Here is a 25,090-nt window from a genome sequence, read left to right as displayed (position 1 = left end):
CAAGGGCATTTGTATGCTCTAGCTCTCCTGTTTCACCGATAGATTAATCAGAGGTCCCTTAGAATCACGCCCATGAGCAAAACGCGTAATGCCGGGCCTCGCAGCCCGAGAATTCTCCTTCTGTCCGGCTACGATGCGGGTAGCCACAAGCGCTGGCGGGAGCAGCTCGTGGCCAGCCAGCCCGATTTTGACTGGCAGGTGATTGCGCTACCACCGCGTTATTTCCGCTGGCGCATTCGCGGCAACGCGCTTAGCTGGCTGGATGCGCCGGAGCTTCGTGAGCCCTGGGACCTGATCGTGGCGACTTCGATGGTGGATGTTGCCGGTTTAAGGGCGATGCATCCGGCTGTCGGCCGCGTGCCGGTCCTGCTGTACATGCACGAGAACCAGTTCGCTTATCCCGATTCCGGCGAGCAGCACGCGAGTGTCGACCCTCAGATGGTCAACTTGTACAGTGCGTTGTCCGCTGACCGGGTCGTATTCAACAGCGAGTGGAACCGGCGCAGCTTCCTCGAAGGCATCGACCGGCTGCTGGAGCGCTTGCCTGATGCCGTGCCCCAGGGCGTGTCCCGGCGTGTTTACGAAAAGTCCTGCGTCTTACCCGTACCGATTGCCGATGCTCATTTTGTGGAACGCCATCAAGGCCCCAGCCGGTCGCAACTCGTGAATCGGTCCCGCCCACACCTTCTTTGGAATCATCGCTGGGAATACGACAAGGCGCCGGATCGGCTGCTGTCGATTTTACTGGCGCTGAAAGATCACGGACAGGCATTCCGCTTGAGTGTCGTGGGGGAACAGTTTCGTCGGCAGCCGGAGGCCTTCGAATCGATCCGGCGGATGTTCGGCAACTGCATCGAGCATTGGGGGTTTATGGCCGATCAGGCGGCTTACGATCAGCTCCTGCAAAGCGCAGATATCGTGATGTCCACCGCGCTGCATGATTTTCAGGGGTTGTCGGTGCTGGAAGCGATGGCGTCCGGATGTCTGGCCTTGGCTCCGAACCGTCTGGCCTATCCCGAGTACGTGCCGGACGAGCAGCGCTATCCCAGTTTGGCGGATCGGCCGGAGCAGGAAGCGGCGGCTGCGGCCAATGTACTCGTCAGGCTCCTGCAGTCGCAAACGTCGGTGGCCAGCGTCGAGCCCTGGCGCCTTTCCCATCTTCAACCGCGCTATCGCGAACTGCTACGAGAGACGATGGCCTCAGGTCGCGTTTGCTGATGGCCTTGAGCCTAACGTCGAAGGCGTCGAAGAGTCCGGTGTAGCCTGGCGATGTGTCTCTAAATGAAGCCTATTGTGAATATGAAATAAATGTAAAATAACGTGAAATGATTCGTGAGAACGGCTCATTCGCAAATGAATAAAGGAGGTCATCGGAAACGCCTAAGCCTTGTAGGGGCGGGCGTCCGGTAGGGGAACGTTTGCGGTGGGTAAACGAGGTATGCCCTATGAAAGGTAAGATCCAGCAGATGGTGGGCCGGTTTAGAACCGCTAACCTGAAAGCCCAGAAGAAAAACACACCCCTTCAAAGCCGGTCCTCCACGGCGCCGTCCGCACAGCCTGCCCAACCAGCCGGGGATGATTGGAACATGTCTCCACAGGATGCTCTGCAGGTTAGTATCGTCGCGCGTTATAAGTAGATTGCTATAGCACTAGGCCGTGTAGTCTGTCGTCGAGTACGGTACGTAGTAGGCCTTTTCGCGTCTTTTTTACCGGTTAAGCCGTTCGACTTTCATCGGACGCTATGGAAAGATAATTAATCGACGCTTGTGGTCGCTGCCTTGCGGTATTTTTTAGATACCGATACGAGTCGGATATATCCGTAAACACAGGCTTCACGGTTATATCATAGCCTTCTCTGGTGATGATGACGGTAACTGACTCGCCGGTCCTGCATCCGGAACCTCCTAGCCCTTCCAAGAGCCGCTTTGGCCTCATCCTCGCGCTTAGCGCACTTGCTCATGTGCTGGTGTTTATTGTGTTGCCACGTCAATTCTGGTCGCCGGATAGCGCCGGACAAGATGCTGGCGATGCGATACGTATCGAGATCGTCCAGCCGAAACCAGAGCCTCAACCGGTGGCGCAGGCGCCCGAAAAAACCCAGCCCGAGCCTCAGCAACAAACGCACTTACCACGCCACAACGCCGATGAAACGGACCTGCGCGGTACTGATTTCGAGTCGCCGGTCGAGGCTCAGGTGCAGGCCGGCGTAGAGCCTGAAGCCCAGCCCAAGGTTGCCGCCGAAGATAAGCATAAAACCGAGCTGGCCGAAGGGCAGCCATCCGCAAAAGTCGAGCCGGCGGCCAAGCCCGAAGTGACCAGCGAATCCGCCACGGAGACGGTAGCCGAGCGAAAAACGGAGCCGGAAAAGCCGCAAGGTATGAAAGACTTGTCGGATCGGGAACTGGCCGGGGCGAATGCGGGATCGCCTGCAAGCGAGCTGGAAAAACGGCGGATCCAAATGGTGAATCAGTTTTTGGCACGCATGCAGTCCCAGGTGGATAGGCGTTTCCGCAAACCGCTCAACGCCCGTTCCTATCAGGAAGGGGAGATCGCGTTCGAGCTGGATCCGTCCGGTTATCTTTTGTCCGCACGTATTATCGAATCCAGCGGTAACGTGCTGCTGGACGCCAGCGCTCTGGAAGCCATTCGTTCCGTCCCCCGGTTTTCTGTGCCAGACTCGCCGATCGTCGCCGCCAGGTATTATCGTAACCTGACGTTCCGCTACACCGGGGAATAGAGCGTGGTGCGTGGGCTGGTGTCATAATACCGCTTGAATCGCCTCTGGTTATTCAGGGCGATGCAAAAATCGAAACGTGACTTCGCAGGCTGCCGGTCTGTCCAGGAAGTTGCTCCTTTAACCTCAGGCATCTCCGATGGACTTACACCGGAGGTTCCCTAACAGACAGATCGTTTCGCATGCTCAATACCCATGATGTCCTCCTTCGTAATCGTGATGCCGTTGCCGGGCGGGTAGGGCTGATCGGCCTTACGGACGCCGTTATCCTGCCTGAACTACCGGGGGAAGGCGGTCTTGTGATGACCGAAAATTTTGGCATCTATCGCCATTGGTCGGGGCTTTCTAAGTGGAAGCCGGTCTTCGGCTACGCGGATGAGATAGCGCTGGCGGCCGACGAGCTGGATACGGTCGTCGTGTTCATGCCCAAGTCGCGGCTGGAGTTAGAATTGCGTCTGGCGCTGGCCGGCCATATGGCCAAGGCGGGCGGCCGATTACTGCTCATCGGCGAGAAGAAAGAGGGCATTGCCAGTGGCGCAAAGGTAATGGAAACGGTCATGCCGGATGCGTACAAGATCGACAGCGCCCGCCATTGCCAAGTTTGGCAGGTTGACGTGCCTGCCGGCATGACCGGCTTTGACTTGGAGGCCTGGCTCAGTTGGCATCCGGTTGAGGCGGGCGGCGTAGAGCTGTCGGTCGCGGGGTTGCCCGGTATTTTCAGCGACGGGAGATTGGACGAAGGTACTGCACGGTTGCTGGCCACGTTCGACGAAGGCGTGCCCCATCGTAAAGTGTTGGATTTTGCCTGTGGCGCCGGTGTTGTCGGTGCGTGGCTGGCGCGCAAGTCGCCGGGTATCCGGCTCGACGCCGTCGATGTTCAGTTCCAGGCGGTGCATTGTGCCCGTGCCACGCTGGATAAAGCCGGTGTCAGCGGCCATGTTTGGCCGTCCGACGGTCTTGCGGCCGTCGAGGGGCAGTACGATATGTTAGTGAGTAATCCCCCGTTCCACACGGGCGTACGCACTGACACATCCATGACCGAAGCTTTTCTGCGGGACGCCGCCAGGCACCTGGTGACCGGCGGTGAGCTGCGTATCGTCGCCAATACGTTTCTGCCCTATGCGGAACTCATCCAACGCTACATTGGCCCTTGCGAAATTCTCAGCCAGGACAAACGCTTCAGCGTGTATCGTGCCTATCGCCGTTAGCGTTCGACCATTTTCGACCACTAACTATCCACGAGTCTTTTGGAGAGTCCGAATGATCATCGACTTCACCAGCATGCCCAGTGATCGCGTCTACCATTGCATGACCCAGTCGCTCATCCCGCGTCCGGTGGCCTGGGTGCTGTCGGAGAATCCCGAGGGGGACTACAACCTGGCGCCGTTCTCGTTCTTTACCGCGGTCACCGCCGATCCGCCGCTGATTATGCTGTCCGTCGGGCGCAAGCCGGATGGCAACTTCAAGGACACGCGGGTCAATATCGAGGAGCGCAAGAAGTTTGTGATCCACATTGCCCATAACGAGCTGGCAAAGGTGATGACCGAGACCTCTCGCAGTCTGCCGCACGGGGCGTCTGAATTGGCCGAGAACGGTCTGGCGACCGTGCCGTTCGATGGGTTCGAGTTGCCGCGGCTGGCGGATTGCCGGATAGCCATGGCCTGTGAACTGTTTCAACTGCAGGAACTGGGACCCAATCGCCAGTCGGTGATCTTCGGGCAGGTGCAGCAGCTCTATGTGGATGACGCTGCGGCAACCCGGGATGAAAAAGAACGTTTACGTATCGACGCCACCGCAATTGATGCGATCGGGAGGTTGGGCGCGAACGAATACGTCACCTTCGGTGAGGTCATTACCATTCCGCGCCCGTCCTGATTGCCCGTCCTGATGGGGCGTAACGGTGAGCTTAAATTGCTGTAAAGGGTGGGCGCCAAGTTACCCCTTCGGAACTTGTCCGGAGACCCTATGCACCGTAGTAGCCCGGCGTGCGTTCGCTAGCCGTCGGGCTGTGCGGGACGAGCCCTTCCTCCTGGAAGTGGGTGTCCCACCAGCATTGGGGCAATTGTTCGTCTGACGGAAAGACTAAATCCTGCTTGGTAAAGGGTTCGGGGTCTTGGGTTTCCTCGCCCCAAAGGAACTGTCCATCGACCTTGTCCCGGAACGGATTGGTCAGGGTGGTCATGTCGGACACTTCGACCAAATGGCCGGTTCGCGCGTGTTTCAGAAGCATCTGTACCTCCTTATTACGAGCTGCTTATCGAGCTGAGCAAGTAGTTACGATTAGCCGAATTCAGCATAATCGTTGTGCCACTGCGTTGTACATCCTCTTAGGTGGCACGCCCGCGTGTTCGATCGCCCCCGGCTTTCACGGAAATGTCCCTGAACCGTCACAGAGATGTCATTGCCCGACGCGACGCTGGCGATGACAGATTGCTTGCGATGGCAGACAGCGGGAGGCCCGATGCACCAATACCGGAGTGTTTTCATCTCGGACGTTCACCTGGGATCGCCGGATTGCCAGGCGGACTATCTTCTGGATTTTCTCGACAACGTGCGATGCGAAACTCTCTATCTGGTGGGCGACATTATCGACCTGATCGCCATGCAGCGCCGGGTTCACTTCCCGGCGTCTCATCAGGCGGTTGTGCGACGTCTGGTGCGACTGGCCTCAGACGGTACGAAGGTGATTTACGTGCCGGGCAACCATGACGAATTCCTGCGTAATTTCTGTGGCCAGACATTGGCTGGCATCGATCTCCAGCAAAAGGCGGTGCACACCACAGCCGATGGACGTCGCTTCGTCGTCTGCCACGGCGACCAGTTCGACCAAGTGGTGCGATGCAGTCCGTTTCTGTTGCTGGTGGGCGATCGGGCTCACGGCTTCCTGCTCAAGCTCAACCGTTGGTACAACGTTTGGCGTCGAATGCGCAACAAGCCGTACTGGTCTTTAGCGGCCTGGGTCAAACCGCGTATCGGCAAGGCGGCGGCGTTTATCCAGCGCTTTGAGATGGCGGCTCTCACCGCAGCGGAGCGGGGTCAGTACGATGGCTATATCTGCGGCCATATCCACTCTGCCGGTTTTCGCCAGAGCGCGGGCGGCCTGTATTGCAATGACGGGGATTGGGTCGAGCATTGCACCGCCCTGGTGGAAGGCTTCGACGGCGCACTGGAAATCTTGCATTGGTCCGAGCGCTCTCACATCGTTGAGCGTGAGCCAGGGCATCTGCCGGCGCGGGCGCCAGAATGGACTCCCGGTAGTCTGGGCGATGCCATTCCAGGCAGTGCAGCGGCGCGGATGTCCCGTCAGTAGGACCGGGCGCTATCCGGCGCCGCCGTTGTCGCCGCGAGAGCGTGAACGCTTGAGGTCTTTGCGCATCTTGAGCCGGGCCTCGCGGCGCATGTCGGCCTCCTGGTAGCGGCGTTTCTGCTCGTCGGTCTCCGGAATGATTTCCGGCACAGGGATGGGCTTGCCGGACTCGTCCAGCGCGACGAAGGTAAAATAGGCGGATACGATGTGCCGTTCTTCCCGGGTATAGCTGTTCTCGGCAATCACCCTTACGCCGATTTCCATCGATGAATGCCAGGTCCGGTTGACCGAAACCTTGAAGACCAGCGTGTCATTGCCTTTGGCCGGTGCGCGGAAGGCGAACGAATCCACCGCGGCGGTCACGCAGACGCGCCCGGAATGGCGCTCCCCCGCCACCAGGCAAAGCCGGTCGCAATTCGCCATGATCATGCCGCCGAACGCTGTTTGATGCGCATTCAGGTCGTTGGGAAATACCTTGTAGACGTGGCTGTCGATGGCGGACGCTGAAACGTATTTGTGCAATTTGTCATTCATGAAAAGGCCTTGAGGAATCCTCGCCAAATAGGCGCTAAACTAAATGGTAATTAAGGAGCTATTCAGAGGGCTCCTTAAACGATGTTGCCTTTAAAACAACGTTGTCTTGAATCAAAACAGCCATTGAATCAAGACAGCCATTGAACCAGCGCAGTCGTTGAATTAACACGGTCGTAGAAGCAGCGCGGTCATCAAAGCAACGTTGAATATGCTGGATGATGCCTGATTGCCGAACCCTGTTTGCTGAATATAGTGGCGCTTATTTGCCTGACGCTGGAACAGGCTGTCGAGCATAATTCCCGGTAGCCATGGATAGGACGGGGCCCATTGCGTGTGAGGTCGTCAGGACGATTCGATTCTCCGAGAGTGTTCAGGTTCGAGCCATAAAAAACAACCTCAAAACGCGTCTCACGCTAGCGTTCGGTTTGCTGACCGTGGCGCTTACTCTGCTGATTGTCGCCTATACCCAGGATATCGCTGTGCGTGAGCTGCGTGACCGGGTCGGGGTTAATCTGCAGGAAGTTTCCCAGCAGGTCCGGGACCAAATTGAGCTTAACTTGGAAGAGCGCTACCGGGATTTAGCGTTAGCATCCAGCGTTCTCGCTGACGATGTCGAAGCGAGTCGTTTTGAGCGCGTGCAAGTCATGCTCGAAGAACTGCAACTCACCTACGAAGATTACGCCTGGATCGGCTTGGTGGCGATGGACGGTGAAGTGCTATTCAGCACCGACAATGTTCTGAAAGGCGAGAACGTTGCGCATCGACCCTGGTTTTTTGAAACCAGGGATAGGCCGTTCCTCGGTGATGTCCATAAGGCGCTGTTGCTTGATGAGATTCTTAGTACGGAGGACAGTGCTCCTCTGCGACTGATCGACATCGCCGTTCCGGTCCGCGACACCGAAAGCGGTGAAATGCTTGCTGTGCTGGGCGCCCACCTTAATTGGGCGTGGGCACGAAAGCTGGAGAGCGCCATGCTGGCGCTCATGGAGAACCGCCTTGATACCAGTCTGCTGGTGATTAGCCGGGATTCGGCGGTCCTTTTGGGCTCCCCTGAACTCAGCGACACCACTTTGGACACCGGGTCAGTGCGGGAAGCGCTTGCTGGACAGACAGGCTACGACGTGGAGACCTGGGACGATGGTGTCCGCTATCTCATCGGCTATAGCCAGACCCGGGATAGCCTGAATTTCGAAGGTCTGGGCTGGGCGGTGTTAGTGCGGATGCCTGCCGCCAGTGCCTTTGAGCCCGCTCAGCACATGCGGAACGGTATTGTTGCCGCCGGCCTTGTGGCGGCTTCACTGTTTTGTTTCCTGGCCTGGCTGACGGCACGCCGCGTATCCCGGCCGTTACTGAAAATGACGCAGGAAGCCGAAGCTATCGAGGTCGGCGCAAAGAATTCAGATATCAAGCTGCGCGACGACTTTGAAGAGGTGAGCGTGTTGTCGCGGGCACTGAATCGCCTGGTCCGGGGCCTGAAAAGTAAGGAAAAGGAGCTGCGCAAACTGAACATGACCCTCGAACAGCGTGTGGCGGCCCGCACGGAAGATCTGGAGTCGGTCAACAGGGCGCTGCGGGAGGAAATGGCAACCCGTGAAGTCTTGCGTTCCGAGCGGGAGCAAATGATTCAACAGTTGAAAAATCTGGCGAACACCGATGGCTTGACGAGCATCAGCAACCGGCGGCACTTCTTCGAAGAAGGCGAGCAACTGCTCAAGCGCGTGGCGCGCCGCGAGACCAAGGCGGCTATGATCCTGTTCGATGTCGATCACTTCAAGCGGATTAACGACACGTACGGTCACGGCGTGGGCGACGCTGCCTTGAAGCATCTGGTAGGCCTGGCCAAGCAAGCTATTCGCGATGTGGATTTACTGGCTCGCATTGGTGGCGAGGAATTTGCGCTGCTACTTGAGGATGAGAGTGGGGAGAACGCCTGGGATATCGCCGAACGCTTACGGACCATGGTGGAGACGATGCCGCTGGAGATTCCCGGCGGCGAGGTGCGGATGACCATCAGCCTCGGTATCGCGCGAATCGGCGACTGTGAAATTCCCAGTCTGGACTTGCTTCTGGCCCATGCTGACCGGGCGCTGTACAGCGCCAAAGAAGGCGGGCGCAATCGTATCGAACAAGCCTCGGCCTGCGGCCCGAGCCCGGAGGGTTATATGCCAGGGGCATCGAAGGGCGAAACGTCGGGCAAAAAAAAGCCCCTGGGGTGAGGGGCGAAGAGGTCAGCTTCCAACAGAAGGTGCCCACAACCTGAAATCGTTCGAATCTATTTCGTACTTAGCCATCTCTTGCGAGATCAGTGCTACGGCGTTTATTCGCGCCAGATATATGAATTAACGATATCGGCAATTTTTAGAGTAATCAGCCTAGGAACCCGCAGTGTCTTCAGAAAAAGCGTCGTTGAAAAAGGTGTCCTCAGAAAACGAAATGCGTTGGGACTCCGGTCGAGTGCGGCTGGAGCGACCGGGCAAGGGTCAGCGGGATCTTCGCGCGTGGGATGCCGCCGATCCGCAATTGATCGAGCAGGCGATGGCCCGCCTGGCTGCTGGGAGGGACGATAAGCCCCGAGTCGCCATTCTGGAGGATAGCTTTGGCGCGCTCACGCTGGCTCTGGAACGGTTCGATCCGGTCAGCGTTGCCGATAGTGCGTTGTTGCGTCAATCTGTGGCGATCAATGCCCGCCTCAATGGGCTGGAAGCGCCCCCGATTGCCGACTGGCTGGCGCCGCCGGAGGGACCCTTCGACCTCGTAGTACTCAAGATTCCCCGGCAGGTGGACTACCTCGACTATCTGTTGCGTTGGGCGAACGTGAATCTAGCGCCGGACGGCGTGCTGGTGGCCGGAGGCATGATCAAGCATGTCCCGGCCCGGTGTGCCCAGCTTTTCGAAAACGTGATGGCCTCGAACGAGCCCCAGCGTGCGCATCGGAAGGCGAGGGTTATTCTCGCGTGCCGGGGGAGCGCGGTTTTGGCGGGCTGGGACGGCCTCTGGAGTGGTTTCGCACTGCCTAGTGGCTCACAGAGTCCCGGCGGCACGCAGAACCTGCGCGCCTTGCCGGCTGTCTTTGCCCGGGATCAGCTTGATATCGGCAGCCGGGAATTCCTGCCCCACGTGGTCACAGCCGTTCGATCGATGGCGGCAGGCGCAAGAATTCTGGATCTGGGTTGTGGCAACGGCGTGCTGGGCCTGCAGGCCCTGACTGAGCGAACGGATGTTGAAGTCGACTTCGCCGATGTATCCAGCCAGGCGGTGGCCAGCGCGAGGGAAAACAGCCGACAGGCCGGTGTGAGCGAGAGAGCCCGGTTTCATCACACCGACGCGGTGCCAGAGGGCGAGCGCTACGATCTGATCCTTTGCAATCCGCCGTTTCACGAGGGCGGCACCGTTGGCGATCACATTGCGCTGCGCATGTTCCGGCAGTCGGCCAAGGCTCTATCAAAGCAGGGGCAATTATTGGTGGTGGGCAACCGCCATCTGGCTTATCACGTAAAATTGCGCAACAGTTTCTCGCAGGTCAGACAGCTCGGTGCGTCGCCCAAATTCGTCGTGTTTGCCTGCCGTCACTGACGGGGTGGATTGTCGAAGCCCATGCGGGCCAAGGTATCGACGATGGTTTGGGTCTGACTGTCGATTTCGATATTGACTCGGTCGCCTTCCGCCAGTTGCGTGAAGGTGGTCACGCGCAAGGTTTCGGGAATAAGGTGAACGTTGAAGGTATCTTCGGTCACGGTTCCGATAGTTAGGCTCGCGCCTTCGATGGCAATGTAGCCTTTGGCGAAGATGTATTTCATCCATGCCTGGGGCACACGGAAAACCAGCGTCAGATTATTCTCCGAGGGTTCGATGCGCTCCACCGTCGCTGTGGTATGGACGTGCCCCGACAGCAGATGACCGCCGATCTCATCCCCGACCCGAGCCGCCCGCTCGAAATTAACCGAATCGTTCGTTTTCAGGTCGCCCAGGGTAGTTAGTCGCAGCGTTTCCTGCATGGCATCGAAATAAAGCTGGTTGCCCTGTTGGCGAGTTACGGTCAGGCACGTGCCATTGATCGAGATGGACGCGCCAATCTCGACGCCTTGGACGCGGTCTGCGGGGAATTCCAGCACGATGGTGGAGAGCCCCGGACGCTGATCCACCGCGGTAACGTGGGCCTGACCTTGAATAATACCGGTAAACATGATGACTCCAGCGTCGGTTGGCGGAGCCGTAGGATAGCGAGCCGAAACAGTTCTGCCAAGCAGCCGGCGGGAATGAAGGGGCTGCCGCGGGTGCAATTGGATTCAAGTCATGGCTGAAGTGGCCGATACCTTTACTAGGGCGTTCCTGAACAGATCTTGGATACCTTCTGACGGGTTTCGTTCTATTCAGAGGCTCCCTAATCAATCAGTAAGTCTCAACGGGGTGAGGCGTGGCAGAGAACAGAAAAATGGCAACAACCGAAGCGAAAGCGCGTCCTTCGCCGGTCTTACAGCCGGGGCGGCCAGCCGACCCCGCTCCGCCTGCGCCCGTCGGTCCTGAAATCAACGATCCCGAAATCGAAGGTGAGCTGACCGAGCACGCATCGCTGCCCTCCGAAGTCACCGAAGACGCCGCTGTTTTGGCTAGGGTAGAGGACGCATCCGAGGCAACGGCAAGTGAGGCGTTGGATGAGCCCCAACCGAACCGCGAGACCCTGATGATGCAGCAATCAGGCTACCGCCGTTTGTTGCGGCAATGCGAGCGCGTACTGCTGCTCGACTTCAACACCCTGGCGATGCCGGACTGGCCGGACAACTTCTCTATGGCGTCCGCTCGCCGGCGGCGGGATCTTTGGCTGTTTTCGGCCTCATTGGCCGCAATCCTCTTCCTGGCTGGGGTGCCGGGCTTGGTGCCCGCATGGATGGCCGGTACGGCATTTGGCGCGTTTGTACTTATTGTGCTGGCCGGGATTCCTTTTATCCGCAAGCTCTACAGCGCTCAGTCAAGTCACCTCGACCTTTTGGTTCGGCGCCAGCGCCGAGTGCGCGAAGCTCGAAGCCATATCCAGCATCTTGAGGGTTCCGAGGGTTTGGCCTGGCAGTGCGCGATGATGGCCGAATTCAATCCGGCCCTGAAATCGACACGTTTCAGTGCGTTGGTCAATCTTTCCGAAAAGCGTATTTTGGCGCGCGAGCTACGCAGGCGAGACCATATACGCCTCTATCTGATTTTTATGCTGGAAGCAGAGAAAGCATATGAACGGCTTCAGCGAGTATATTTTGAGGGCCACCAAACGGCGATCGATAACGGCTGGGGGCCACAGGACGACGATCAACAACCGCAGGAAGAAGAGGGGTCATCCGACACTGAACTCGCTCAAAGCAAACAGCAGGTAGACTCCTCCTCGTAACACGCCCCCATAACCCCACACGATTGAAAGGCGCCGGTCGCCGTGCGGTCTTTGCACCGTCTAGGCTCAGTGCCCCGTGTGCAGGGTCGTTGCGTTGCCCGCCTTTTTTCAAGTTGTTTTTATTTGGTGCGTATTTAAGTGCCTTTGCGATCCAGGATGGTGCGCTTAAAGGAGGGCGTTCTTAATTATGCACGAATACAGTGCGAATAATTTCGGTTCAATCGATAGAAGTTCTGAGTGATTTCGTTTTTATCACCTCTAAACAACTGTCCCCCGGTTGCGTGTTCTATTATGGAACACTTTTTGTATGAGCCTGCTCCCAGATAATGCATCGATGTCGCAGTGTGCTGCGTCTCGTGAGTTCATCAGATAAACGGGAGTATTAATCCGTGGAAACGACAAGTGCAGTGGAGACGCTGCTGCAAAGTGCCAATACACTTTTTCTGCTGCTGGGTGCTGTCATGGTACTGGCGATGCATGCCGGCTTTGCCTTCCTGGAAGTCGGCACGGTTCGTCACAAGAACCAGGTGAATGCCCTGGTGAAAATCATGACCGATTTCGGGGTTTCGACGTTGGCCTACTTTTTTGTGGGTTACACCGTCGCCTATCAAACTGATTTCTTTGCCAGTGCAGCGGTACTGACCGAAGCCAGTGGCTATGAACTCGTTAAATTTTTCTTCCTGCTCACGTTCGCAGCGGCTATTCCGGCAATTGTGTCCGGCGGTATCGCCGAGCGGGCGCGTTTCTACCCGATGCTTGTGGCCTCGGCGATCATTGTCGCTCTGGTATATCCATTTTTCGAGGGGATGATCTGGAATGGCAACTATGGCTTCCAGTCGTGGCTCGAGGCTACGTTCGGCGCACCGTTCCATGATTTTGCCGGCTCAGTTGTCGTTCATGGTGTTGGCGGCTGGATTGCTTTGGCCGCTGTGCTGATCTTGGGCGCGAGAAAGGGGCGCTATCGTAACGGCCGGGTCGTGGCGTTTGCGCCCTCCAATATACCTTTCCTGGCGTTAGGGGCATGGATTCTGACCGTGGGCTGGTTCGGTTTTAATGTCATGTCTGCCCAGACACTGGATGGCATCAGTGGTTTGGTGGCTGTCAACAGCCTGATGGCTATGGTTGGCGGTATCGTTGTATCCATGCTGGTTGGCCGCACTGATCCGGGCTTTATTCACAACGGCCCGCTGGCCGGTCTGGTGGCGGTGTGTGCCGGCTCCGATTTGATGCACCCGATCGGGGCGCTGATCACCGGTGGTATCGCCGGCGCGCTGTTCGTCTATTTGTTCGAGTGGGCCCAGAATCGTATGGCCCGTCTCGATGACGTGCTCGGCGTCTGGCCGCTGCACGGTATCTGTGGGGTTTGGGGTGGCGTCGCGGCGGGTCTCTTCGGTCAGTCCAGCCTGGGTGGCCTCGGCGGTGTCAGCCTCGGTGCACAGGTTGTGGGTTCTGTTACGGGTTTGGTGATCGCATTCGTCGGCGGTGCCATTGTGTATGGCGTCGTTAGTTTGGTGAGTTCGTTGCGCCTTTCCGAGGAAGAGGAGTTCGAAGGCGCAGACCTGAGTATCCACCGAATAGCGGCGACATCTATGGATAAGTAATCGCTCTCGGTCTAAAAAAACTTAAAGCGCGGGTGTGTCGGCATCTGCGCTTTTTTATTTTTGCGGCCTTTCTGTTTTTGCAATCTTTCTGTCTTTTGCGACAACAGTCTTTGCGACAACTATCTTTTGCGGCAACTGTCTTTTGCGACAAATAGGGGCGGAGTTGAAGTGCCAAAAAGGTGCGGCTTGACACAAGGTAATGTCAAACGTATGTTTTAAACAAATGTTTGGGCTTTCGACCTCTGGCGGAACACTATGGCGCAGTCTGATACCGTTGATCGCATCCTTGATGCTGCAGAAGAGCTTTTCGCGGAGCGCGGATTTTCCGAGACTTCACTGCGCATGATTACCAGTAAGGCTAATGTGAATCTCGCTGCCGTCAATTACCATTTTGGCTCAAAGAACGCGCTTATTCAGGCCGTATTCGGACGTTTTCTTACCCCGTTCTCGGCAACGTTGGAAAAAGCCTTCGACGAGCTGGAGCGCAAGTGCGATGAACGCCCTCCGACATTGCACCAGACGCTTTGGGCCTTAACCGAAAGCGCGGTGCGTATGCCACACCGGAACGAAAACGGTATTTCCATCTTCATGCGTTTGCTCGGGCTGGCTTATACCCAATCACAGGGTCACCTGCGCAAGTTCCTGGAGCAGGAGTACAGCGAGCCCTTTGGGCGCTTCATGCGGTTACTTAAGGAGGCTACGCCACAACTCTCGGCGGTAGATCGCTACTGGCGTATCCAGTTCATGCTCGGTGCAACAGCGTTTACCATGTCCAGCAGTGACGCGTTACGGGAAATTCTCGAGAACAAGCTGGGGATCGATACCACCGTGCAGGAAATCGCAGCGCGTTTGGTTCCCTTTCTGGCGGCCGGTTTGCAGGCCGGGGATGGCGTAGTATTTCCGCAGACCGCCTGATATATCTTTCCGTATTCCCTAAGTCTTTGACTTAGCGGTTGCTCATTCGCCCTTCCCATATTGCCTGGCTGGCCTCGGCTCGGTAATCTCTGCGCCTGTAACCTATTATGCGCGAAACTATCATGCGCGGTGGCTCAAAGCCGCCCCAGTCGGAAGAGGTGTCTCTTGCTGCTCGCTGAAGAACTGAGGATCAGTATACCCCGGCAAACCCTGATAGCCCCGATGAGCGATGGCAGTGTGCGCCGTTACTCGGTCTCTACTGCGAGCAATGGGCCGGGGGAGGCAAACGGTTCCGGCTGCACGCCGCGCGGGCGCCACTATGTCCGCGCCTGTATTGGCGCCGGGCAGCCACGGGGGACCGTGTTCATCGGCCGGCGACCCACCGGCGAAATCTACTCGAGCGAATTGGCCCACGAGCATCCGTCGCGAGATTGGATTCTGACACGCATTCTTTGGCTCAGCGGCAAGGAAACGGGGGCCAATCGGGGCGGGCAGGTCGATTCAATGCGCCGCTATATCTATATCCACGGCACGCCAGACACCGAGCCCATGGGTGTGCCGGCCTCCCACGGCTGTATTCGGATGCGCAATGATGACCTTCTGGCTCTTTTCGATTGCGTACCTGCCGGCACGCCCGTTTTTATCGAATAACGGCAGCTAGCGGGCTATCGATTCCTACCGCGTTAACGCACGCATTTATCAATAACCAGGAGAAACGGTGTGGAAGAAGCGCCTGAGAGGCTGAGTCGCTGGATAGAGAATTACAGCTTGTTGTCGCAGGAATGGCGCGTGGCCATCGTGGTGTTTGCGCTGGTTCTGATCACAGCCATCATTGCCTTCGTGATCAGCCGAATCATTGCTCGCCTGGAAGCCAAATTCAGCACGACCAACAATCTCTGGGACGACGCGTTGCTGCATGCCCTGCGCAAACCGGCCATCGGCTTTGTTTGGCTGCAGGGCGTGTATTGGGCGGCCGCTCTGGCGCACCGTTATTCCGAAGCAGAGATCTTCAAGGCTAACCAGACCGTGCTCAAGTTGGGGCTGATCTGGCTCCTGGTCTGGTTCCTGTGGGGGTTTATCAAACAGGGTGAAAAGATCCTGGCCTCGCCGGTCAAAATGCGTAAGCCGATGGACTATACCACCGTCATGGCGGTGAGTAAGCTTGCCCGCGCTGTGGTCTTCATCACGGCTGCCCTGATTATCATGCAGTCGCTGGGATACAGTATTTCCGGCGTGTTGGCGTTCGGCGGTGTTGGTGGTATTGCGATTGGCTTTGCTGCGAAGGATTTGCTGGCCAATTTCTTCGGTGGCCTGATGGTTTACATGGATCGGCCTTTTAAGGTCGGCGACTGGATCCGTTCCCCGGATCAGGAGATCGAAGGTACGGTGGAGCATATAGGCTGGCGGCTGACGACGATACGTACCTTCGATAAGCGGCCACTCTATGTGCCCAATGCTGTCTTTACCCAGATCTCGGTGGAAAACCCGTCGCGTATGACCAACCGGCGGATTGACGAAACCATCGGTATCCGTTATCTGGACGTGAGCGAAATGAGCTCCATCGTGCATGACATCAGGACCATGCTGGAGACCCATGAGGAAATCGACAGTGAGCAAACGTTGATCGTCAACTTCCTCAAGTTCAACGACTCGTCTTTGGACATCATGATCTATACCTTCACCAAGACCGTGGAGTGGGTGAAGTATCACGCCATCAAGCAGGATGTGCTGTTGCAGATCAGCGAAATCATCAACAGCTATGGTGCGGAAGTAGCCTTCCCGACTCGGACGTTGCATGTGGCCGATACGATACGCCTGGACGCTATGCGGCAGGAGAAAGATGCAAGCCGTGACGAGGATGAGCGACGCTCGAAAGGGGAGGATCGTCCATCCTACCGGGACGAAGACGCCATCGAGAATTACGAGAACAACCCCAAGGCTGACCATACGACCCAGGGAGACGCCGACTGATGATTCAAACAGCAGATAGTGCGCCGGCCGTCGGCATCATTGGCGGGACCGGGTTAACCGAGCTTGAGGGCCTGCAGATCACCGGCGAGAAGAGTGTGTCGACGCCATGGGGAGAGCCTTCGGCGCCACTGGTTACCGGCATGCTGAGCGGTGTGCCCGTGATTTTTCTGGCCCGCCATGGCAGCCCGCATCGTTTTCCGCCTCATCAGGTCAACTACCGGGCGAATCTCTGGGCGTTGCGTGACGCCGGGGTGAAGACCATTATTGGCGTTAATGCGGTAGGCGGTATTCACGCTGCCATGGGCCCTGCGCAAATTGTCATTCCGGATCAGGTTGTGGACTACACCTGGGGCCGCGGCCATACCTATTTCGAGGGCGACATCGAGCATGTCACCCACATTGACTTTACCTTTCCCTATACCGAAGCGCTGCGCTTAGGGCTGAAGGCCGCTGCCCTGGACGAGAATGTCCACTGCGTGGATTTCGGGGTCTATGCGGCTACGCAGGGACCGCGCCTGGAAACCTCTGCCGAGGTGCGGAGGATGGAGCGGGATGGCTGCGACCTGATAGGGATGACGGGTATGCCGGAAGCCGCGCTGGCCGCGGAACTCGGTTTGGATTACGCCTGTCTGGCGTTGGTTGTGAACTGGGCGGCCGGCAAGTCCGATCACATCATAACAATGGACGAGATCCAGGACGCTATCGATACCGGAATGGCCGGTGTCCGGGCCATCCTGGCCCGGTTCATTCAGCAAGGTTATGCGCCGGTGGGGCGGCCCTGAATGGGATTTCTGGGCGGCCCCGCTATTGGGCGCCGCCTTGGTCTTTAATAGGCTTGAAGTAGACCAGGAGCCCGAGGCTGGGCGAGTCCAGGTAGTGGATTTCTTCGCTGCGCATCCGGCGAGTCTCGTGCAGCCAGGTCAGTAGTTCCTTGTCGGCACGCGGCGTGGTTTCAAGATTGCCGGCCGCAAATTCGCCGCCCTCCGACTGGGATGAACTATCGAGGTTGTTTTTCGCTGACGCCTGCGAGCTGTCCGGGGTCGCCTCGGCCGACGTGGGAGCGCTGCCGGCACTGCCCGGTTCGGCGGTCGTCTGCACCGGCTGCCAGTGATCGAGGTGAGCCGTGACGTGCAAATAGCGCAGCCGGTCAATGTCGATGTAGCCCTGGACTTCCCGTTCGCCAGCCTCGTCCAGCATGTTGCCTAGCGACACCCGCATCGGTTCCCCCTGATAATCCGGCGGGAAGGACTGGACCCAACCGCTAGCCATCAGAACGCGGTAACGTCCGCTGTTTTCCAAGCGAGCGGCTGCAGCAGTCAGGGTAAGCTCATGGCGGGGGATCAAGGATAGGTCCGAGGACACCCGGCCGCCGGGACCTGCTACCCAGAGCTGTTGCTGGACCTCTGGATTGGCGTCTGGTCGCCGTGTCTGCATCTGCTCGCCGATAGAGGCTGCCGCATCGAGGCGTTCGAACAGCACCAGTTCGGCTCGGTAGAGGTTGTCCTGGGCGAAGGCTGTCCCGGACAGTGACAGCAGGGCAAAAGCGAATGCCAGTGGGCTCAGCCACCGGTTCTGGAAATCCTGCAAAACTCCATACTCCCGTTTCTGGGCCAGCCGGGCCGGCCGTGGCAGCGTTTGGTTCATGCGGGCGTCTTTTCGAGTTCCCCGAGCATGTCCGCGACGCCGGCAAGTTTACCATCGGTCGACGTCTCCTTCAGCCTGAAGCGGAAGGTGTTTGCGCCTTCAAGTTTATAAGATTGCGGTGCGCTCTGTACTTTCTGGACAAGAATTAACGGATCGATTGGCGTGTTATTGCCGAACTCCAGCCGGCCCCACTCGGTGCCAGCGTCGATTTTGGCAATGCCCAGGGCCTCGGCACGAATACGCAGCTGAGTCTGACGCATCAGGTTTTTGGTCTGGTCCGGCAGCAAACCGAAGCGGTCGATCATCTCCACTTGCAGCTCTTTCAGCTCGTCCTGAGTTTTGGTGCTGGCGATGCGCTTGTAGAGCATGAGGCGATTGTGGACGTCCGGCAAGTATTCTTCGGTGATCAACGCCGGTATGCGCAGGTTGATCTCCGTGCCGTGGCTGAGCGGCAGTTCGGCATTGGGCGTGCGGCCCTCGCGAATCGCTTTAACGGCCTCGTCGAGCAGCTCCATGTATAGCGTGAAGCCGATGCTTTCGATCTGGCCGCTTTGCTCCTCGCCCAGCAATTCGCCGGCTCCGCGGATTTCCAGGTCCTGAGTCGCCAGCATGAAACCCGCGCCCAAATCCTGGGCCATGGATATCGCCTCCAGGCGCTTCTCTGCGTCGGTACTGAGGCTTTTGGGCGGAGGCGTGAGAAGATACGCATAGGCTTGGTGGTGGGACCGGCCAACCCGTCCGCGCAGCTGGTGTAGTTGAGCTAGACCGAATTTGTCTGCGCGCTCGATGATGATGGTGTTGGCGCTGGGCACATCGATCCCTGTCTCGATAATGGTGGTACACACCAGTACGTTGAAACGCTTGTGGTAGAAGTCGGTCATGATCTGCTCAAGCTCACGCTCGCGCATTTGCCCATGGGCAACGCCGACCCGGGCTTCGGGAATCATTTCACGCAGGTCGGCGGCCGCTTTCTCGATGGTGCTGACTTCGTTGTGCAGAAAGTAGACCTGACCGCCGCGCAAGATTTCCCGCAATACGGCTTCTTTCACCAGCGCGTCCTCGCGCTGGCGCACAAATGTCTTCACCGACAGGCGGCGGGCTGGCGGCGTGGCGATGATCGACAGGTCTCGCAAGTGGCCCATGGCCATATTGAGCGTGCGGGGGATGGGCGTCGCGGTCAGGGTCAGCAAGTCCACTTCAGCCCGCAGCGCTTTGAGCCGTTCTTTCTGCTGCACGCCGAACCGGTGCTCTTCGTCGATAATCACCAAGCCGAGATTCTTGAACTTAACGTCGCCCTGAATCAGCTTGTGGGTGCCGATCACGATATCCGCCTTGCCGGCTTCGATGTGCTGCAGGGTTTCACTGGCCTGCTTGCCGGTGCGGAAGCGGCTTAGCAGTTCGATGTTGACGGGCGTATCGGCGAAGCGATCGCGGAACGACTCGTAATGCTGCTGAGCGAGCAGAGTGGTTGGAACCAATACCGCCACCTGCTTGCCGGAATAAGTCGCAATAAAAGCGGCTCGCATGGCCACTTCGGTCTTGCCGAAACCCACGTCACCGCAGACCAGTCGGTCCATTGGCTGCTCGCTGGTCATGTCGTCCATGACCGCGTCGATGGCTGCCTGCTGGTCTGGCGTCTCTTCGAAGAGGAACCCGGCGGCGAAGGCCCGGTAGTTCTCTGCCGGATCGTCGAACACAAAGCCTTTCCGGGCTTCCCGGCGGGCATAGACGTCGAGCAGCTCGGCGGCGGTGTCACGGATTTTCTCCAGGGCTTTCTGTTTAGCCTGGTTCCAGCGATCGGTGCCCAGCTTGTGTAACGGCGCCAGATCGTTGTCCGTGCCGGCGTAGCGCGAGATTAAGTGCAGACTGGAAACAGGCACATAAAGCTTGGCGTTGTTGGCGTACTCGAGGGTTAGAAACTCTTCGGGGTTGTCTTTATCGACCGCGATCGTTTGGAGACCCTGATAACGTCCCACGCCATGATCGATGTGAACAACGGGCGCGCCGATACGCAGTTCAGACAGATCGCGGTAACCGGAGTCATTGAGCTCGGTCGGTTTTTCGCGGCGCCGCTGCTGCAGCACGCGTTCGCCGAAGAGCTCTGTTTCGGTAATGAGTGCGAGTTGCTTGTCGATGAGCTGGTAGCCGGCCTCCAGCGGCGCCACCGTAATGGCGAGATCGGCGTTACTTTGAATAAACGACGACCAGTCGTTGGTTGGAGCGGGAGGGAGCTTGTACTCGGTCAGATTGTCCACAAGCGCTTCGCGCCGGCCGGCGGATTCCACGCAAAGCAGCACACGGCCTTCGAAGTGGCTGAGATAATCCCGCAACCGATGGGCCGGGTCCTGCGCTTTGCCATCCATAGCGACGCGGGGCAGAGTGTGGGTAGCGCAATGACGCTCCCGGGCACCGGCATCGGCTGTCTCCGCCTGAAACGTCACGCGTGGAAACTGTTTGATATGGCGGAAGCATTCATCCTTGGCCATAAACAGTTGCCCGGGCTCCAGGATGGGTCGCATGCGGTCGTAGCGACGGTCTTCGTAGCGGTTCTCCGCTTCTTCCCGTGCATGATCGATGGCCTGTTCCAGTCCGGCGGAGGTGAAGACCTGGGTGGTGTCCGGTAGATAGTCGAAAAGCGTGGCCGTCCGCTCGAAGAACAGCGGCAAGTAATACTCGATGCCCGGCGGCGTAATGCCCTGGCTGACATCCTTATAGATTGGCGCATCCTTGTCGGCATGCGGGAAGTGCTCGAACCAGCGGTTGCGGAAGCTGGAACGCGCCTCCTTGTGCCAGGGAAACTCATTAGCCGGCAACAGCTCAATACGCTCGATACGGTCGATGGAGCGCTGGGTTTCCGGATCGAACGTGCGTAGGGTTTGGATTTCGTCGTCAAACAGGTCGATCCGGTAAGGCTGCGTGGCGCCCATCGGGAATATATCCAGGATCGCACCGCGTACGGCGTACTCGCCATGTTCGTAGACATTTTCGGTGTGGCGGTACCCGGCGGCCTCCAGTTGCAGGCGCCAGCTATCGATCTCCAGCGTTTGCCCAACCTCCAATAACAGTGTGTTGCCCTGCAAGTAGGCGGCCGGAGCCAGGCGGTGCATTAGCGTTCGTGCCGGCACGACTAAAAGTCCGCTTCGGGCCTGTGGTAGGCGGTGTAGGGTGCGGATACGCCGTGAAATAATGTCCTGGTGCGGCGAGAACATATCGTAAGGGAGCGTTTCCCAATCGGGTAGGGATAGCAGCTCCATCCCATCTTCGCTAACACCGCTCTGATCTTCGTCGACAGGCAATCCCAGAAAGAAGCGCAACGACTGTTCCAGTCGTATGGCTTCGTCGGTCGAAGCGGTAATTACCAGGGTCAGCCCGCCGTGGCTGCGGGCGCCCTCGCAGATAGCCAAAGCCTGACTGCTGCCGTGCAGGCCACTCCAAATCTCATGGTCCGAGGGACGGGTCGGCAGCTTCGGTGCAATCAGTGCCTGAGGTGCGGCGACTTGCTTCATGGCGTGGCGGCTTTCCTGGATGAATGGTCTTTTGCGGAGGCTGTGCCTTCCAGTTGGAAAAGGGGTGTTCGTGACCCTGGATCAAGATGGACCTATTAAACGGGGTCAAGGTGGACCCTTTGAAAGGGAGGGTCATTCTAGCGGCCGGGGAAAGGGCTGTCATGACTGTAATACCCAGGATGTGCCATGGGCTTGTTCATCAGCGGCTTAAATTGGATAATAAGCGCCCAGTTTGTACGGGTTGGCGGGGTTTCCGCTGCCTTTTAATGTCTAAACATCAGAGGTTTACGCGTGAGTCACGAGCAGATGAACGAGCACCTGTCCGCCTGGACTGAAAGAGAATCCATGGCGGAGGCGATGATTCCCCTGATCGGCCGCCTGTATCGCAAGAACAATGTTGTGACGTCAATTTACGGTCGCGCAATCATCAACCAATCCGTCATCGGTATTCTCAAAGCTCACCGGTTTGTGCGCCAGGTGGAGCACAGTGAACTGTCTGTGCACGACACCTTGCCAATCCTGGAGACCCTGGACAAGCTTGATCTGGGCCGTGCGCATATTGATATCGGGAAACTGGCTGTGCGGTATAAGGAGCAGGGCAACGGCCGCTCCCTGGAAGATTTTCTTCGCGAGGAAGTCGGCGAGGTTATCGGCAAGTACCAGGAGCAATGTCACGAAGAGTCCTGTCGCGACACCAAAGATGTGGTGCTGTACGGCTTTGGCCGCATCGGCCGGCTGCTGGCGCGCATCCTGATCGAGAAGGCCGGTGGCGGCAACAACCTGCGCCTGCGTGCAATCGTTGTTCGTCCGGGCGGCGCCGAGAACGATCTGGAGAAGCGCGCAAGCCTCCTTCGCCGTGACTCCGTGCATGGATCGTTCAAGGGCACGATTACGGTGGATCAGGAAAATAGCGCGCTGATCGCTAACGGCAACTTCATCAAAGTGATCTACTCTGACGGTCCTGACACCTTGGACTACACCGAGTATGGCATCAATAACGCCATTATCGTCGATAACACCGGTAAATGGCGTGACGAGGAAGGCTTGGGGCTGCATCTCAAGTCGAAAGGTGCAAGTCGCGTTCTCCTGACGGCGCCGGGCAAGGGTGATATCAAAAACATCGTCTACGGTATCAACAATGGCGATATCGCGGAGGGTGACCGTATTCTGTCGGCGGCGTCCTGTACCACCAATGCCATCACGCCGGTGCTAAAGGCCATTAACGACGAGTTCGAGATCGTCGATGGGCATGTGGAAACCGTTCACTCTTACACCAACGATCAGAATCTGATCGATAACTACCATAAGGGTTCCCGTCGTGGCCGTAGCGCGCCGCTGAACATGGTTATCACCGAAACCGGCGCCGCCAAAGCTGTGGCCAAAGCGCTGCCGGAACTGAAGGGTAAGCTGTCCGGCAACGCCATTCGAGTGCCGACGCCGAACGTATCCATGGCGATACTGCATCTGAATCTGAAAAAAGATGTCACTGTCGAATCGGTCAATGATTATCTGCGCGAGATGGCATTGCACTCCGAATTGCAGAAGCAGATCGATTTTGTCAATTCGCCCGAAGTCGTTTCCAGTGACTTCGTCGGCTCCCGCCACGCTGGCATTGTCGATGCCCAGGCGACGATTGCCAACGGCAACCGCTTGATCCTCTACGTGTGGTACGACAACGAGTTCGGCTACAGTGCGCAGGTGGTTCGTTGCGTGAATCAAATGGCAGGCGTGACTTACCCGATCTTCCCGTCACGCGTACGCTAAGCGGTCTCGCCTGAGGGTCAGCCACGGCCGCTGGCCGCTCAGGTTGTGGTCGCCGATGCACTTACAGCGCCCCGCAAGGCTACAGGCCTTGCGGGGCGCTGTCGTTTGGTGTCGATGATGGCGTTCACGTTGCAAGTGGCCGCTACTGTTCGGTAACTGAGCGTAAAGTAGCGTTGGTTCTGGTGGAAATACGGAGCCTGACTCTCTATAATTGGCGCGATTTTGGGTACGTCTGGCTGCTGAAACTTCACCCTTCAAACAATCACCCGGTCCCACCAGGTGCTTGATTTCGCTGGTCCGGGGCGCTTCCGCGTCATTTTGGACTATTCTGGAGTTTGCCCGGACGTGACTAATCCATAGATAAGTTTCTGATGATTGGGCGGGGCTAAATGATCAAGATCAAAAAAGGCCTGGATCTTCCCATCAGTGGCGCTCCTGAACAGACTATTACCGATGGCAAGCCCGTGCGCAACGTTGCGCTGATTGGTTTTGACTATAATGGTATGAAGCCAACGATGGCGGTTCAGGAGGGCGACCGCGTAAAGCGGGGCTCGCTGCTGTTTACGGATAAGAAGACCGAGGGTGTTCGATATACTGCGCCAGCTGCAGGTGTAGTCAAGGAAGTCAATCGCGGGGACCGCCGCGTATTCCAGTCGATTGTTATTGAGATTGACGGCGAAGAAGCAGAGACGTTTGCGCGTTACGAGACCAGCCAGCTGGGCGCTCTGGAGCGTCAGCAGGTGGTTGATAACCTGGTTGAATCCGGACTATGGACGCTGTTCAGGACCCGTCCCTACAGCAAAGTGCCGGAAATCGACACGGCACCCCATTCGATTTTCGTGTCTGTCATGGATACCAATCCGTTGGCAGCGGATCCGACTGTCATCATCAAGGACGACCCCAAATCGTTCGAGAATGGTTTACGCATCCTTAGCAAACTGACCAACGGCAACGTATTCGTGGCCGGCAAGCCTGGTTCCGACGTTTCCGTACCCGACATGGATCAGGTCGAGGTTCGTCAGTTCGAGGGCGTGCATCCCGCCGGTAATGTCGGTACTCATATTCACTATCTCGATCCCGTTGGCGGCGATAAGGTGGTCTGGTCCATTGGCTATCAGGACGTTATGGCCATTGCGCGCTTGTTCGAAACGGGTGAGGTGCCGGTCGAACGGATTGTTGCGGTTGGCGGTCCCAAAGCGCTCAAGCCGCGCCTGCTTCGTACCCGTGTTGGCGCCAGCCTTGATGAGTTGCTGGAAGGCGAACATGACACGTCCGTGGACCTGCGCATCGTTTCCGGCTCTGTTTTCGGTGGTCGTACCGCTCGTGGTTCCTGTGCCTATTTAGGGCGTTTTGCGAACCAGATCAGTATCCTCGAGGAAGGTCATAAGCGTGACTTCATGGGCTGGATGTCTCCGGGCACCAACCGCTATTCCTCATTGAACATCTATCTGTCGAAACTGACCCGGGGCCGCCGGTTCGATTTGACGACCACGACCAATGGCAGTGAGCGCGCAATGGTGCCGGTTGGCGCCTATGAAGACGTCATGCCGCTGGATATCCTGCCGACGCAGCTGCTGCGTTCTCTGATCGTGGGCGACACCGAAATGGCTCAGAAACTGGGATGCCTCGAGCTGGACGAAGAAGACCTTGCCTTGTGCACCTTCGTTTGTCCCGGCAAGTACGAATACGGCCCCATCCTGCGTCAGAACCTGACCCGCATCGAGATCGAGGGCTAACACG

Annotated in this window: 20 protein-coding genes; 15 read left to right on the top strand and 5 right to left on the bottom strand. The window is 57.7% G+C overall.

The genetic code is table 11. From position 1 onward, the window contains the following. Positions 1–72: 72 nt before the first annotated feature. The 4 genes from FXO11_RS12215 to FXO11_RS12200 all read left to right on the top strand — a co-directional run bounded on the left by FXO11_RS12215 (position 73) and on the right by FXO11_RS12200 (position 4,609). Positions 73–1,218, top strand: coding sequence for a tRNA-queuosine alpha-mannosyltransferase domain-containing protein (locus FXO11_RS12215; RefSeq protein WP_148863228.1), 1,146 nt, complete (start codon positions 73–75; stop codon positions 1,216–1,218). 643 nt (positions 1,219–1,861) lie between these two features. Beyond that, complete coding sequence (locus tag FXO11_RS12210; protein WP_148863227.1) at positions 1,862–2,737, top strand: cell envelope integrity protein TolA; 876 nt, start codon at positions 1,862–1,864, stop codon at positions 2,735–2,737. Between the two features lie 179 nt (positions 2,738–2,916). Beyond that, positions 2,917–3,942, top strand: coding sequence for a methyltransferase (locus FXO11_RS12205; RefSeq protein ID WP_148863226.1), 1,026 nt, complete (start codon positions 2,917–2,919; stop codon positions 3,940–3,942). Positions 3,943–3,994: 52 nt separating this feature from the next. After that, positions 3,995–4,609: a flavin reductase family protein gene (locus FXO11_RS12200; RefSeq protein ID WP_148863225.1), complete on the top strand. Its 615-nt coding sequence runs from the start codon at positions 3,995–3,997 to the stop codon at positions 4,607–4,609. 88 nt (positions 4,610–4,697) lie between these two features. On the opposite strand, the gene FXO11_RS12195 is transcribed toward FXO11_RS12200, so the two are convergent. Beyond that, complete coding sequence (locus FXO11_RS12195; protein ID WP_148863224.1) at positions 4,698–4,964, bottom strand: acetyltransferase; 267 nt, start codon at positions 4,962–4,964, stop codon at positions 4,698–4,700. 231 nt (positions 4,965–5,195) lie between these two features. Here FXO11_RS12195 and FXO11_RS12190 point away from each other — a divergent pair, with 231 nt between their 5' ends. Next, positions 5,196–6,044 carry a UDP-2,3-diacylglucosamine diphosphatase gene (locus FXO11_RS12190; RefSeq protein WP_148863223.1) on the top strand — a complete coding sequence of 283 codons (849 nt, stop codon included), beginning with the start codon at positions 5,196–5,198 and terminating at the stop codon, positions 6,042–6,044. 9 nt (positions 6,045–6,053) lie between these two features. Here FXO11_RS12190 and FXO11_RS12185 read toward each other — a convergent pair whose 3' ends face one another. After that, positions 6,054–6,575: an acyl-CoA thioesterase gene (locus FXO11_RS12185; RefSeq protein ID WP_148863222.1), complete on the bottom strand. Its 522-nt coding sequence runs from the start codon at positions 6,573–6,575 to the stop codon at positions 6,054–6,056. A 434-nt stretch (positions 6,576–7,009) separates the two neighbouring features. Between FXO11_RS12185 and FXO11_RS12180 the strand changes: the two genes are divergently transcribed. Next, complete coding sequence (locus FXO11_RS12180) at positions 7,010–8,791, top strand: diguanylate cyclase (RefSeq protein WP_227545889.1); 1,782 nt, start codon at positions 7,010–7,012, stop codon at positions 8,789–8,791. A 169-nt stretch (positions 8,792–8,960) separates the two neighbouring features. Continuing rightward, on the top strand, positions 8,961–10,148 hold the full coding sequence (locus tag FXO11_RS12175; protein WP_227545888.1) for a class I SAM-dependent methyltransferase: 1,188 nt from the start codon (positions 8,961–8,963) through the stop codon (positions 10,146–10,148). On the opposite strand, the gene FXO11_RS12170 is transcribed toward FXO11_RS12175, so the two are convergent. Then, positions 10,142–10,759, bottom strand: a complete 618-nt coding sequence (locus FXO11_RS12170) for a riboflavin synthase subunit alpha (protein WP_148863220.1) — start codon at positions 10,757–10,759, stop codon at positions 10,142–10,144. The genes FXO11_RS12175 and FXO11_RS12170 overlap by 7 nt on opposite strands. Positions 10,760–11,007: 248 nt before the next feature. On the opposite strand from FXO11_RS12170, the gene FXO11_RS12165 reads away from it, so the two are divergent. The 6 genes from FXO11_RS12165 (at position 11,008) to FXO11_RS12140 (ending at position 17,218) form a co-directional block, all read left to right on the top strand. Beyond that, entirely contained in the window at positions 11,008–11,949 is a 942-nt protein-coding gene (locus tag FXO11_RS12165) for a hypothetical protein (protein WP_202980223.1), read from the top strand. A gap of 389 nt (positions 11,950–12,338) precedes the next feature. Beyond that, on the top strand, positions 12,339–13,550 hold the full coding sequence (locus FXO11_RS12160; protein WP_148863219.1) for an ammonium transporter: 1,212 nt from the start codon (positions 12,339–12,341) through the stop codon (positions 13,548–13,550). 255 nt (positions 13,551–13,805) lie between these two features. Then, a complete protein-coding gene (locus FXO11_RS12155; protein ID WP_148863218.1) occupies positions 13,806–14,465 on the top strand; it encodes a TetR/AcrR family transcriptional regulator in 660 nt (219 codons plus the stop codon). A 222-nt stretch (positions 14,466–14,687) separates the two neighbouring features. Continuing rightward, positions 14,688–15,116, top strand: a complete 429-nt coding sequence (locus FXO11_RS12150; RefSeq protein WP_148864901.1) for a L,D-transpeptidase — start codon at positions 14,688–14,690, stop codon at positions 15,114–15,116. 69 nt (positions 15,117–15,185) lie between these two features. Next, positions 15,186–16,436, top strand: coding sequence for a mechanosensitive ion channel family protein (locus tag FXO11_RS12145; RefSeq protein ID WP_148863217.1), 1,251 nt, complete (start codon positions 15,186–15,188; stop codon positions 16,434–16,436). Further along, positions 16,436–17,218, top strand: a complete 783-nt coding sequence (locus FXO11_RS12140; protein WP_148863216.1) for an S-methyl-5'-thioinosine phosphorylase — start codon at positions 16,436–16,438, stop codon at positions 17,216–17,218. The genes FXO11_RS12145 and FXO11_RS12140 overlap by 1 nt, the downstream gene beginning before the upstream one ends. A gap of 22 nt (positions 17,219–17,240) precedes the next feature. Here FXO11_RS12140 and FXO11_RS12135 read toward each other — a convergent pair whose 3' ends face one another. Further along, positions 17,241–18,080, bottom strand: a complete 840-nt coding sequence (locus FXO11_RS12135) for a CsiV family protein (RefSeq protein ID WP_148863215.1) — start codon at positions 18,078–18,080, stop codon at positions 17,241–17,243. After that, a complete protein-coding gene (mfd, locus tag FXO11_RS12130; RefSeq protein ID WP_148863214.1) occupies positions 18,077–21,586 on the bottom strand; it encodes a transcription-repair coupling factor in 3,510 nt (1,169 codons plus the stop codon). Before mfd ends, FXO11_RS12135 begins: the two co-directional genes overlap by 4 nt. Positions 21,587–21,892: 306 nt before the next feature. On the opposite strand from mfd, the gene FXO11_RS12125 reads away from it, so the two are divergent. Both FXO11_RS12125 and FXO11_RS12120 read left to right on the top strand, forming a co-directional pair. After that, positions 21,893–23,350 carry a glyceraldehyde-3-phosphate dehydrogenase gene (locus FXO11_RS12125; protein WP_227546149.1) on the top strand — a complete coding sequence of 486 codons (1,458 nt, stop codon included), beginning with the start codon at positions 21,893–21,895 and terminating at the stop codon, positions 23,348–23,350. Between the two features lie 389 nt (positions 23,351–23,739). Beyond that, entirely contained in the window at positions 23,740–25,086 is a 1,347-nt protein-coding gene (locus tag FXO11_RS12120) for a Na(+)-translocating NADH-quinone reductase subunit A (RefSeq protein ID WP_148863212.1), read from the top strand. Positions 25,087–25,090 lie beyond the last annotated feature (4 nt).

Source organism: Marinobacter fonticola (assembly GCF_008122265.1).
Taxonomy (GTDB): Bacteria; Pseudomonadota; Gammaproteobacteria; order Pseudomonadales; family Oleiphilaceae; genus Marinobacter_A; species Marinobacter_A fonticola.
This window is presented reverse-complemented; position numbering and strand designations above follow the sequence as displayed.